The organism is Bacillus sp. JNUCC-21 (assembly GCF_041222765.1).
GTDB classification, from domain to species: Bacteria; Bacillota; Bacilli; order Bacillales; family Bacillaceae; genus Bacillus; species Bacillus velezensis.
Window position 1 is genome coordinate 3971904 of record NZ_CP166019.1, and the last position, 12622, is coordinate 3984525.

The 12622-nt window shown below is 48.1% G+C and carries 9 protein-coding genes; 3 read left to right on the forward strand and 6 right to left on the reverse strand.

Annotated features, from left to right (window positions below):
* Positions 1-41: 41 nt before the first annotated feature.
* Positions 42-1655 (forward strand): catalase KatX, encoded by a 1614-nt coding sequence (katX, locus tag JNUCC21_RS20225; protein ID WP_150941507.1) that lies wholly within the window; start codon positions 42-44, stop codon positions 1653-1655.
* A gap of 114 nt (positions 1656-1769) precedes the next feature.
* Positions 1770-2920, forward strand: a protein-coding gene (locus JNUCC21_RS20230; RefSeq protein WP_150123245.1) for an IS3 family transposase whose coding sequence is annotated in 2 segments (ribosomal slippage) — positions 1770-2043 and positions 2043-2920 — 1152 coding nt in all. Because the reading frame shifts where the segments join, the coding sequence is not laid out codon by codon here.
* Between the two features lie 64 nt (positions 2921-2984).
* Here JNUCC21_RS20230 and JNUCC21_RS20235 read toward each other — a convergent pair.
* Positions 2985-3971 carry a choloylglycine hydrolase family protein gene (locus JNUCC21_RS20235; protein ID WP_039063822.1) on the reverse strand — a complete coding sequence of 329 codons (987 nt, stop codon included), beginning with the start codon at positions 3969-3971 and terminating at the stop codon, positions 2985-2987.
* 316 nt (positions 3972-4287) lie between these two features.
* Between JNUCC21_RS20235 and JNUCC21_RS20240 the strand changes: the two genes are divergently transcribed.
* Entirely contained in the window at positions 4288-5646 is a 1359-nt protein-coding gene (locus JNUCC21_RS20240) for a cytosine permease (protein ID WP_015240847.1), read from the forward strand.
* A 13-nt stretch (positions 5647-5659) separates the two neighbouring features.
* Here JNUCC21_RS20240 and JNUCC21_RS20245 read toward each other — a convergent pair whose 3' ends face one another.
* The 5 genes from JNUCC21_RS20245 to JNUCC21_RS20265 all read right to left on the reverse strand — a co-directional run bounded on the left by JNUCC21_RS20245 (position 5660) and on the right by JNUCC21_RS20265 (position 12417).
* Positions 5660-6490 (reverse strand): NAD(P)H-hydrate dehydratase, encoded by an 831-nt coding sequence (locus JNUCC21_RS20245; RefSeq protein WP_369878436.1) that lies wholly within the window; start codon positions 6488-6490, stop codon positions 5660-5662.
* A 90-nt stretch (positions 6491-6580) separates the two neighbouring features.
* On the reverse strand, positions 6581-8311 hold the full coding sequence (cydC, locus tag JNUCC21_RS20250; protein ID WP_012118781.1) for a thiol reductant ABC exporter subunit CydC: 1731 nt from the start codon (positions 8309-8311) through the stop codon (positions 6581-6583).
* Positions 8308-10011 carry a thiol reductant ABC exporter subunit CydD gene (gene cydD / locus JNUCC21_RS20255; RefSeq protein WP_052827999.1) on the reverse strand — a complete coding sequence of 568 codons (1704 nt, stop codon included), beginning with the start codon at positions 10009-10011 and terminating at the stop codon, positions 8308-8310. The genes cydC and cydD overlap by 4 nt, the downstream gene beginning before the upstream one ends.
* Positions 10011-11027 carry a cytochrome d ubiquinol oxidase subunit II gene (gene cydB / locus JNUCC21_RS20260; RefSeq protein WP_012118783.1) on the reverse strand — a complete coding sequence of 339 codons (1017 nt, stop codon included), beginning with the start codon at positions 11025-11027 and terminating at the stop codon, positions 10011-10013. The genes cydD and cydB overlap by 1 nt, the downstream gene beginning before the upstream one ends.
* Entirely contained in the window at positions 11011-12417 is a 1407-nt protein-coding gene (locus JNUCC21_RS20265; RefSeq protein ID WP_007614697.1) for a cytochrome ubiquinol oxidase subunit I, read from the reverse strand. Before JNUCC21_RS20265 ends, cydB begins: the two co-directional genes overlap by 17 nt.
* Positions 12418-12622 lie beyond the last annotated feature (205 nt).

The window sequence follows — 12622 nt, forward strand, 5'->3', positions numbered from 1 at the left end:
TGCTGGGCATATTGTTACCGTTCAAAAAGGAGGGTTCAACAATGGAAAATAACAAAAACAGCGAAGAAACGCTTTCCAGTAAGACGACCGGTAAAGGCGACTCAGAAGACACGCTGACAAACCGGCAGGGCCATCCGGTCACTGACAACCAGAATGTCAGGACAGTCGGCAATAGAGGACCGACGACATTGGAGAATTATGATTTTTTGGAGAAAATCAGCCACTTTGACCGCGAACGAATTCCCGAGCGCGTCGTTCACGCGCGCGGCGCCGGGGCACACGGATACTTTGAGGCGTACGGAAGTTTTGGAGACGAGGAGATTTCTACATACACAAGAGCGAAAGTGTTTCAAAAGAAAGGAACGAAAACTCCGGCGTTTGTGCGGTTTTCTACCGTCAACCACGGAAAGCATTCCCCGGAAACATTGCGTGACCCCCGGGGGTTTGCCGTTAAGCTTTATACCGAAGACGGCAACTGGGATCTGGTCGGCAACAACTTGAAAATCTTTTTTATCCGTGATCCGCTGAAGTTCCCGGATCTTGTGCACGCATTTCAGCCTGATCCTGTTACGAACATTCAGGACGGCGAGCGTATTTTCGACTTCATTTCCCAATCACCGGAAGCGACTCATATGATCACTTTCTTGTTTTCGCCGTGGGGCATCCCGGCCAACTACCGGCAGATGCAGGGCTCAGGCGTCCATGCCTACAAATGGGTCAATGAAGAAGGAAAAGCCGTGCTCGTCAAATATCACTTTGAACCGAAACAGGGCATCCGCAACCTGACACAGAAGGAAGCGGAAGAGATTCAGGGGAAAAACTTTAACCATGCGACACAGGATTTGTATGAAGCGATTGAAAAAGGCGATTACCCTGAATGGGAAGTGTATGCGCAAATCATGACTGATGACGAACACCCCGAGCTGGATTTTGATCCGCTTGATCCGACCAAGCTGTGGTATAAAGACGATTTCCCTTGGAAGCCGATCGGTAAATTGGTTCTGAATAAAAACCCGGAAAACTACCATGCCGAGGTGGAACAAGCGTCATTCGGAACGGGCGTGCTTGTGGACGGCCTTGATTTTTCGGATGACAAATTACTTCAGGGGCGGACATTCTCCTATTCAGATACCCAGCGGTACCGCGTCGGCGCAAACTACCTGCAGCTTCCGATCAACTCGCCGAAAAAGCATGTCGCCACCAACCAGGAAGGCGGGCAAATGCAGTATCGGGTCGATCGGGCAGAAGGACAAAACCCGCACGTCAACTATGAGCCGTCCATTATGGGGGGACTCAACGAAGCAAAGCAGGATGGGAAAGACCATACACCTCATGTCGAAGGCGATGTGATGCGGGAGGCGATCGACCGGTCGAATAACTTCGGCCAGGCCGGAGAAACATACCGCAGATTTTCGGAATTTGAACGGAACGAATTGATCACGAACCTGGTCAATACGCTTTCTTCCTGCCGGAAAGACATTCAGGATCAAATGATTGAGAATTTCACAAAAGCAGATCCGGACTACGGAAAACGTGTGGCGGAAGGGCTGAAAAAAGCCGCCGAAAGCAACAGCGGCGGGCCGATCGGCACTACTGATACAGCACAAGCCGCAAAACAGGCTGAACAGGAAAGCCATCCGTCTGATCCGTATTAAATAAAAAAACAGGACAATCGGGGACTGACCCCATAAGATGAGACAAATAAAAACACCTTCAAGTTTGAATACGGATGATTGTTATCCGAAATTAGACTTGGAGGTGTTTTTTCTATGGGGACAAGAGTGAGTTATCCGGTTGAAGCGAAACAGAAGGCTGTAGAAATGAGATTGGCAGGCGTACCTATGAAAGAGATTATGCAGGAGTTGAATATTAAGAATAAGACACAGGTTCAGACATGGGTTAGATGGTATAAGGCTGGTGATACACATCGATTCGAACAGCCTGTTGGAAAGCAATACACTTACGGAAAAGGTCCGGAGTATTCTTCCGATTTAGAGAAACTGCAGGCAGAGATTCGTTACCTGAGACAACAGAATGAAGTTTTAAAAAAGTACAACGAATTGGAAAGGAAGTTGATAGCGAAACGTCAGTCGAACTTGTAGAAATATTGCACAGCACAATGACCGTACAGGATATCTGTATTCATTTAGGTATCTCTCGAGCGTCTTATTATCGTTGGAAGAAGAATCTGATGAAGGATCATCCCAAGCGCCATTTGGAAAAACAAATCGGCACGTTGTGCCGAGAGCACAAGTATCGATATGGATATCGAAAAATCACAGCCATACTAAAAAAGAGAATGTGTATTAACCATAAAACGGTTCAACGTATTATGCAGAAAAATCAATGGCAGTGTCGGGTTAAGGTGAAAAAGCGCAAGAAGGATGGGCAGCCATATGCCGTGGTCGATAATATATTGGATCGGAACTTTCAGTCTGATCGTCCTCTTGAAAAACTAGTAACAGACATCACATATTTGCCTTATGGACAGAAACAATTGTACCTTTCCAGTATATTAGATTTATACAATGGAGAAGTGATTGCTTTTACTATTGGGGATAAGCAGGACACAGCCTTTGTCTTACACACACTTGATCAGCTGCCCGCACTGCCAGAGAACTGTGTGTTACATAGTGACCAAGGTTCTGTGTATACATCTTACGAGTATCAAAAAGCTGTTAAAACAAAAGGCATTACCATGAGCATGTCCCGCAAAGGGACGCCCGCTGATAATGCCTCCATCGAATCGTTTCATTCCTCGCTAAAGTCTGAAACGTTCTATCTTAACAGCATTGATCGAACTACGACTGCCATCGTAGAACGCACTGTCATAGAATACATTCATTATTATAACAATATTCGTATTCAAACCAAACTAAACAACCAATCACCGATAAACTATCGGCAATTGGCTGTTTAAAAGGTGTTTTGACCCCTGTCTCAAAAACGGGGGGCAGTCCCATCGCGTCCTGTTTTTTTTTGAGCTAATTCAGCTCCTGTATATTCTGCTCCGCCGCGGCCGCAAATACTTTCGGCTCCGGACGGTCAAGATCTTCATGGAATAAACTTACTTTGTGAATCTGCCGGTTGTCATACAGATGAAAGTAGTAGTTCCCGGTGTCACAGCACATGACCGACGTATACTGCGTATAATCAATTTCATTCTCCTCTGTGATCACCGCGCCTTTTGGAATATTCACATTGGACAGCACGTGAAAAGCGGCCGTAACGCCATCCGTTTCATGAGCGGCAGGCTCTAAATGCTCTTTCAGATAAGCGGCTCTGATAAATCGGGATGGCGGCGTGTAATCACCGGGAAGCCCGATCGTTCCAGATCCTTGGCCGAAAGCGGTTAATGTCATTCCGCCCAATGTTTTGCTTTCTGACTGCTGCGGCCTGATTCCGATATAATGGCGCAGATTGGTCACATGCCAAGGAAATTCCGGACTGTTGGTCATCACTCCGGGTTTGTTGTCATATACTTTCATTCCCTCCGGTGTCGGCTCGATGACAATGCAGCCGCCCGTGCGGTCTGATAAAATCCAATGAAGAGGCAGCACCGTATCCAATAACATTAACTTCTTCTCTACAATCGTCAGCATTGAGAGCTTTTCCTTTATGTCTTCAAGAGATTCACAGTTTGATAAGGCCCAGGTGACAAACTCATGAGGAGCGATGTGACAGGTGCCCTCCCGTTCCGCTTTCTCGTATCCCGCAAAGCCCGGAAAATACAGCGTCGCACACGACAGCCCTTTTTCATTTACGCCGTCGGCAAACAGAACATTGCCGAGATTTCTCCCCATGCCGATAAATGCGTATTTCGTCTTATGCATCCTGCCGTCAGCTTCGCTTTTCCAGCTGTACTGACGAGGGTAAAGCACGATGTCCGTACCGAGCTGAAATGCAAAATCCATCGTTCGCGCCAATAGGTGATTACCGTCTGTCGTTTTCAATGTAAGACTTGTACACATATTATCAATCCCCTTTTCATTAATGAAATTTACACAAAGTAAACTATTCTTCCAGCTTAACGAATAATGGCTCCATTCGTCAAAAGATTGACACATTTCTCCTTAATACATATTAGTCCGTAAGCATATCCATGCCTTTTAAACCCTGGCAAATCGTTTTGGCGGCAGTGTTTGTTCCGTTTTTCAAAAAAACTTTTGAACGGCTGTCAACGAGGCTTTACAATGTTTTTCCTGCATGCTGGAATTTGTAAACGGCAGGTCAATCTGTTAAGCTATGTCTTTATGTTAAAGAAGAACATACGGAGGAGATTATCTATTGAAAGTAGAAAGGCGAACGATTGAACATATTCCGCATGACGAAAGACACGGAAAGGCTAAAGATTTATTCCCCGTCTGGTTCGGGGCTAATATGCATATTACGACGTTAGTCACAGGCACACTGCCCGTTACAATGGGGCTCGATCTCTTTTGGAGTATCGCCGCCATTATTATCGGAACCTTTATCGGCGCAATCTTTATGGCGTCTCATTCCGCACAAGGACCTCAGCTCGGAATTCCGCAAATGATTCAAAGCCGCGCGCAATTCGGCGTGATCGGAGCGATTCTGCCCCTCTTTTTGGTCATGTTTATCTACCTGGGCTTCTTTGCGAGCAGTACGATTCTCGCAGCCGGTACACTGAGCAGCTTTGTACCGATTCCGGCTTCATGGTGTATTATCGGCTTAAGCGCCATCTGTTTTTTACTCACGATCTACGGTCATGATCTGATTCACAAAATGCAGAAAATCCTCTCTTGGACCTCCTTTGCCGTTTTTTTTGCTGCAACGATTCTTATTTTTCAACTGCCGATTCCTTCAGGAAGCTGGGTGCCCGGCTCATTAGATCTGCCTGTTTTTCTAGTGGCGGTCAGCGCGGTGGCCACATGGCAGCTGGCATATGCGCCATATGTCGCAGATTATTCCCGTTATCTGCCGGTCAAAACACCGGCATCGCATACCTTTTGGTACAGCTACGCAGGTACGTCAGTCAGTTCCATCTGGATGATGCTTCTCGGCGCCATTTTGACGACGGCGCTCCCGGAATTTACCGCTAATGCGGGAAATGAGATTGTCCGATTGTTTGGTCCGTTTTCCTTTATTATGCTGATCATCGTCCTGTTCGGGCAAATGGCGATCAACGTCTTTAATTTATACGGAGCCTTTATGTCAACGACGACTACCTTAGAGCCGTTTTTAAAACTGAAGGTGACGCCGAAAACGAGAGTGGTAATGATCCTTTGTGTGACGGCAGCAGGTACTGTATTAAGTCTCTTGGGCCAAAGCAATTTCATGGAACTGTTTTTAAATTTCATCTTTTTCATCAGTTATTTCTTAATTCCATGGACGGCGATCAACCTCGTGGATTACTATTTTATCCGCCGCGGAAAATACCACGTCAAATCGATGTTTGACGTCAACGGACAATACGGCAGGGTCAATTGGATTACAGCGGCCGCCTTCGTTTTGTCGATTATATTAGAAATCCCGTTCATCAATACATCCTTTTACATTGGGCCGCTCGCTGAAATATTCGGCGGAGGCGACATTGCCTGGGTCATCGGCCTGGCCGTTCCGTCGCTGCTGTATTATGTCCTAATGAAATCAAGGGTAAAACAACAAGAGGCGCCTTCTCTATGAAGACGCCTCTTCTTTATTCATATTCATTCCATACACGCGGCAGCAGTTCAGAAAGTTCGTGCGCCAATAAGGTATGGGCGGAGCGCTCTTTCGTCCATAACTCCGCACATTCGCCGTGAAGGCGGACGGCGTTCAATACGGCATGTTTCGGGTCTTGATGACAGCACAGCATGCCGAGAATCATTCCCGTCAGCGTGTCGCCGGTCCCCCCTTTTGCAAGCGCGCCGTTTCCGGTTGTATTTCTGCGGCATTCCCCGTCGGGAAAAGCGATAATGGTTTCGTTTCCTTTCAGGACAATCGTGGCGTGAAGCCGCTCCGCCCATTCCGCGGCATATCCCGCTCTGTTCTGCTGAATTTCTTGAATCGGAAGGCCTGTCATTCTGGAAAATTCGCCGGGATGAGGCGTCAAGATCACAGGGGCTTTCCTCTTTGGATAGGTTCTTTTCGTAATGGCGCCCGCGTCCAGTATGACGGGATAATCGGCAGAAAGCAGCTGATCAGCCGCCTGCTGCACTTCGTCATTTTGAGGAAGGCCCGGCCCGATGGCAGCGGCCCGGATGGTTTCCCCGGGCTGGCCCGCCGCGGCTTTTTTCCAGCCGTCACGCCAGTACGTCGCTTCCGGCAGCACCGGGACGATAAGCGGGATGACGCCTGCCGATGTACCGATGACGAGCTTGCCGACACCGCTTCTCATCGCGCCCAATCCGGCCAGAAGGGCGGCTCCCGGCATGTCATCGCTCCCGGCCAGCAATAACGCCGTCCCGAACGTTCCTTTATGGCTGTCTGCCTCCCGTTTCGGCAGCGTATCTTTCACATCCTGTTCCGTCCAATCCATTATATTCATCTCTGTACCTCCTCTTCTGTCTCCTATTTATATTCCAAACAAGAAGAGATTTTAAACCGCACAAAAAAACAGCCGCTCGTTTGCGGCTGTTTATGTTCTGATCGGAACATCAAGACGGTAAAGCTTCCGGTACCGTTCGTTTTCTGCAAGCAGCTCTTGATGGGTTCCTTCCATTTCTGCTTTTCCATTTTCTAAAAAGACGATTTTATCAGCTGTTTCCACACCCGCTAAATGGTGTGTAATCCAGAGGATCGTTTTCTCTTTAAAGACATCAAAAATCGTATCAAGCAATTCGCGTTCAGTGACCGCATCAAGACCGACCGTCGGTTCATCAAGGATAATGACCGGCGTGTCTTGGAGCAGAATACGGGCAAGCGCGATCCGCTGCCGTTCCCCGCCTGAGAAACGAATCCCAGTCTCCTGCACGGACGTTTCATATCCGTCAGGCAGTGATTCAATATAATCATGCAGCTTCACTTGCCGAGCCGCACGCTTAACATCTTCATCACTCGCCTTGCCGTTTCCGAGCCGGATATTGTTCATAATGCTCGTGTTAAAGAGATGAGGTTTCTGATTCAAAACGGCCACCGCTGAGGAAATCTGCTCCTGCACGGCCGCAGTTTCCAGCCCGTTCAGCATCACTTTGCCCGAATCGGGAACTAAGGCACCTTCAATTAAAGCGAGAGAGGTCGACTTACCGGAGCCGCTCCTGCCGAGCAGCGCCATTTTTTCACCTTGGCGGAGAGTGAAGGAAAAACGGTCAAGCACATGACTGTGCTGATCATAAGAAAACGTCACGTTATCAAATGTAAGTGTCACATCAGATACATCCAGTTTCTCATCCGTCTGCTTCACCTCACGACTTCGCAGCTCCGGAGCCGCCTGACTCATTCTTTTGATGGAATCCTGATAAGAAGGCACTTCCGTCAGCGCATCCGAAAGGGGCAGAAACGCCTCCGTCAATGGAAATACGACAAGCACAAAGGCTGCGATCATCGTGTTGGCTATGCTGCCGTCCGCATACTGACCAGCCGTCCAGAACAGCATGATCAATATGAAGCCGCCGACAAGACATTGCGCGGCGAGATCACGCCATCTCGTAAACCGCTGACGTTTGCTTTCAAGGTCAAACCATGCCTTCTCTTTCTCTTCATAAGAGGAAATAAAGGCCGCCTGGCGTCCCGAGAACATCCAGTCGCTCACGCCGAGCACGGCATCTGTCAGCCGGCTGTAGAGCGTATTCCGGCCGCTTTTCAGCCTCATGTTTTTCGCTCTCGTCACAAGAAGCGACACAACCGGAAACATTACAACCAATATAAACAGGTAAATCGCCGCAAAAGCGGCAAACGGCCAGGAATAAAAGCCGAGTCCGATAACGGATGCCGCATACAGCAGCAAAGCGGAAACCGCAGGGAAAATCGTTTTTAAAAACGCATCCTGCAAATGCTCAATATCCTCAGCCAAAATGCCGAGCATGTCGCCCGTCCGAAAACGGGATGAAAGCATGAGCGAGGCCGGCTCCAGCATATTGTAAAGCCGCACCCTCATGTCGGACACGATTTTCAGAATGATATGGTGCCCCGTCAGACGCTCGGCGTACCGTGAGACTGAACGGGCAATCCCGAAGGTCCGCACGGCTACAATCGGAACGTACACCAGCAGGATATTCTCAGGCCTGGTCGCCGACTTAGAGATCAAAAAACCGGAAGTGAACATGAGAAAGGCCGCCGAAAAAATCGTCACCGCGCCTAAAAAAATCACAAGAACAAACAAACGGGCATTTTGCTTCATATACGGCAGAATCCATTCTTCTTTTCTCATGTTCTTTCCCCCAGTTGCGCCTTTACAAGTTTGGCGTATACGCCTTGTTTCGCCATCAATTCGTCGTGGGTGCCGATTTCCGCCACCGCGCCGTCATCAAGCACGATAATTTCGTCCATCTCAAGCATCCAGTGAAGACGGTGAGTGGCCAGAAAAACAAGCTTGTTTTCAAACAGGTCTTTCATCGTTTCTTTTATTTCATATTCTGTTTCAATATCAAGGTGAGCGGTCGGCTCATCCAAAAGGAGAATCGGCCGGTTTCCTAAAAAGGCTCTGGCCAGCGCGACACGCTGAGCCTGCCCTCCGCTGAGCGCCCGTCCGCCCTCGCCGATCCGGCCGTCAAGACCGCCGGGCAGATCACGGATCAGTCCGGAAAGACCCGCCGATCTAGCGGCCTGCGCCGTTTCCTCACGCGAAGCATCAGGATGATAAAACCGGATATTATTCAAAAGCGTGTCATCAAAAATATACGGGTGCTGCGGAATATAAAGCAGCTGCTTCTGCCAGCCGTCCGACTGCAGATGTGAGCGGGATTCACCGTTTACCTTGATCTCACCGGACGCAGGCTCTAAAAAGCCGCCCAGCACATCAATGAGTGTCGATTTTCCCGCACCGCTTTCCCCGATAATCCCGATTTTCTTCTTCCCTTTGAAGGACAGATGAAATTCAGACATCGATTCTCGGACGGACAAACGCGTAAGCTGTAATTCATCCCCGTCAGTCCACGTATCAAGTTTGAGCGGCTTTTCTTCTTTAAAACCGGGCTGCGCCAAAATCGCTTGAATGGTTTTCCCCGCCTCCTGCCCGTTTAACGTCGCGTGGTAATCATTTCCCACTTCGCGGACCGGGAGAAAATATTCAGGCGCGAGAATGAGCGCGGTCAATGCCGGCCCGAGCAGAATTTGTCCGTCTATCAGCCGCAAGCCGAGAAACACCGCCACTGTCGCCACCGACAGCATCGTAAAAAAGTCCAGGGCGAATGATGATAAAAACGCGACCCGGAGCGTGCTCATCGTCGCCTTGCGGTATCTCTCACTGACATGAAAGATATTTTTACTGTGTGATTTGCTTAATCCTAAAAACCGCAATGTCTCCAGTCCGCGGAGCGAATCCACGAAATGATTGGAAAGCGTCTGATAGGACTTCCATTGGCGATCGGCTTTTTTCTGTGCCACAAGTCCGAGCAGAATCATAAATACAATCAAAATCGGAAGCGCAAGAATCAGAATCAATGCCGATGTTTTATCCTGAAAAAACACGTAAATAACAACGGCCGCCGGCACAATCGCCATGCTGACCATTTTCGGCAGAAACAGCTCTAAATAACGGCGGAACTGGCTGATGCCTTCCATCGCCAGCGTCACCATCCGGCCTGTCCCCTCTTTTTTCGCAAAGCGGGGGCCGAGACGGAACAATTGCTCAAGAAATCTTTTTCTTAAGTCTGCGCCGGTTTGCGCGGCATATTGGTACACGATTTTCTGCCGGACCGTTGTCACCGCATGCCGGACCAAAAACGCAAGCAGGAAAAAGCCGATAACCGGATAAAGAGAAGCAATCCGCTTCCCGTTAAATAATCCGGTTACCGCCTGGCTCAGCCATTCCGCCTGCAAGATGATGGCGGCCGTTTGTATAATCGTTAATCCCGTAATGATCGCAAGAATCCGCTTCATTCCTTTATAAAGAAACAGGTCTTTTCCCATTAATAAGTCATAGGCTCCTTATGGCTGACGCGTTTCCGGAAGACATAATAGCTCCAGATCTGACTGCCGATGACAAACGGCAGCAGAGTCAGTGCGACAATTGTCATGACCTTAAGTGAATAATCACCGGAAGACGCGTTAGCTACTGTTAAGTCATACGCGCTTTTCAGCGAGCTGACCATGACGCGCGGGAACAGAGAGATAAAAATCATCGCAACTGTCAAAGCAAGACCCGCGCCGGTCATACCGAATGCCCAGCCGTCTTTTTTCTTGCTCATGAACACAATGGCAAGAACGTTGCAGATGACTATCAGCACGAATACCGGAATCGTGATGTTTGCCCGGCGTGTAAACATATCCGTATCGTATGCAGACATCGCAAAGAAAGCAAGTACAACAAGAAAGATAACACCGATTACGCGTTTTGCCATTTTTCTCGCACGCTCTTGTAAATCACCGATCGTGCGCAGGGTGATAAACATTAAACCGTGCAGGAATGAAAGAAGGGTGACGGCCGCACCGCCAAGAACGGAATACACGTTCACAATATCTGAAAAACCTGCGTGAATGTTCATATGTCCGTCAATCGGCACACCGCGGAACAAGCTTGTGAAAATAAGTCCGAATACAAATGGCGGGATAAGGCTGCCGAAGAAAATCACCCAGTCCCATGTTTTGACCCATTTCAGATTATTCACTTGGCCGCGGAATTCAAATGCCACGCCGCGCCCCATCAAGGCAAGAAGAATGATGATAAACGGAATGTAATATCCGCTCAGCATCGTCGCATACCAGTTCGGGAATGCCGCGAAGATCGCTCCCGTACCTGTGATAAGCCACACCTCATTCGCATCCCAGAACGGGCCGATGGTGTTAACCAGCACTCTGCGTTCTAATTCATTATGGCCAAGAAATCGGGTCGAAATGCCGACACCGAAATCAAAACCCTCTAAAAAGAAAAATCCGACAAACAAAACTGAAACGAGTATAAACCAAAGATCATGAAGTGACCCCATGGTAGACCTCCTGACTGAACGGATCCGTTGACACAGGAACATCCTTATGATCATCATGGTCCGCACCTTTTTTAATTTCACGAACGAATAGGAAAACAAGCAGCGCGCCTAAAATCAAGTACATGACGCCGAAGCTGATAATTGAAAACAGCAGAGATCCCGTCGTTACGTTAGGAGAAACGGATTGTGCGGTCGTCAATTGTCCCATGACCGTCCACGGCTGGCGTCCGATTTCAGTCATAATCCAACCGGCAGAGTTCGCAATGAATGGAAATGCGATCAGTGCGATCATGCCCCGTAAATACCACTTGCTCGTATGAAGCTTTTTGCGGCGGTTCAGAATAAAGCCGGCAATCGCGGCAAATATCATAAGCGCGCCCGCGCCCGCCATAATGCGGAAACTCCAGAACGTCGTTTTAACAGGCGGGATATAGTCGCCTTTTCCGTACGTTTTTTCGTATTCTTTTTGAAGTGTTTTCATCCCTTTCACACTGCCGCTGAACTTCTGGTAAGCCAAGTAGCTCAGTGCGTAAGGAATTGAAATTTCTGATGTGTTTTTTTCTTTATTCGTATCAATATTCGCAAAAGCCGTCCACGCGGCAGGATCACCGCTGTCATCCCAAAGCGCTTCACTGGCAGCCATTTTCATCGGCTGCGATTCCATTAAATGCTCAGCCTGCATATGTCCGCTGAACGCAACGCCGATACCGGCGATCAGACCGACAATCATCGAAAGCTTGAAAGATTTATGGAAGAAAGGCACTTCTTTTTTCTTCAATAATTTAAATGCGCTGACACCGGCGATAAAGAAAGCACCCGTCGCAAGCGCCCCGAAAATGACGTGAGGAAATTCAACCCAAAGCTGAGGGTTTGTCAAAAGCGCCCCGAAATCATTCATTTCCGCGCGGCCGTTTTTAATCGCAAAGCCGACCGGCTCCTGCATGAATGAGTTTGCCGTCAAAATCCAGAAAGATGACATAATCGTTCCGAAGGACACAAGCCAAATGCAAAGCAAATGCACTTTTTTAGATAAACGGTCCCAGCCGAAAATCCATAATCCGATAAAAATAGACTCCATAAAAAACGCCAAAAGCGCTTCAACCGCAAGCGGAGCTCCAAATACATCTCCGACAAAACGGGAATAATCAGACCAGTTCAATCCGAACTGGAATTCCTGAAGAATCCCTGTGACGACGCCGACAGCGAAGTTAATTAAAAAGAGATGCCCCCAAAATTTAGCCATTTTGAGATAGGTCTCTTGTTTTTTGACAACATAAAGCGTCTCCATCAAAGCAACCATAAACACAAGCCCGATAGACAAAGGCACAAACAAGAAGTGAAACAATGTTGTAGATGCAAATTGAATGCGGGCTAATACCAACTCACTCATGATGTTTTTCCTCCAATCTGGTAAATTGCTCAACATTTCACAAACATAGAAAAATCATTGCTCGGTATTTCACAAAAAATGATATATTTGCTCAATGTTTCACAAATTCGTCAAAACTATTGAAATATCAGCCTGTACACCCTGGGGGACAGCGGCTGTCATAGAAATGATTCAATATCATTACTTTACAACGATTCAGCCTAAA

What these genes read in the sequence shown, in the direction of transcription:
- katX (WP_150941507.1), top strand. Translation starts at nt 42, where the DNA reads ATGGAAAATAACAAAAACAGCGAAGAAACGCTTTCCAGTAAGACGACC.
- JNUCC21_RS20235 (WP_039063822.1), bottom strand. Translation starts at nt 3,971, where the DNA reads ATGTGTACAAGTCTTACATTGAAAACGACAGACGGTAATCACCTATTG.
- JNUCC21_RS20245 (WP_369878436.1), bottom strand. Translation starts at nt 6,490, where the DNA reads ATGAATATAATGGATTGGACGGAACAGGATGTGAAAGATACGCTGCCG.
- cydC (WP_012118781.1), bottom strand. Translation starts at nt 8,311, where the DNA reads ATGAGAAAAGAAGAATGGATTCTGCCGTATATGAAGCAAAATGCCCGT.
- cydD (WP_052827999.1), bottom strand. Translation starts at nt 10,011, where the DNA reads ATGGGAAAAGACCTGTTTCTTTATAAAGGAATGAAGCGGATTCTTGCG.
- cydB (WP_012118783.1), bottom strand. Translation starts at nt 11,027, where the DNA reads ATGGGGTCACTTCATGATCTTTGGTTTATACTCGTTTCAGTTTTGTTT.
- JNUCC21_RS20265 (WP_007614697.1), bottom strand. Translation starts at nt 12,417, where the DNA reads ATGAGTGAGTTGGTATTAGCCCGCATTCAATTTGCATCTACAACATTG.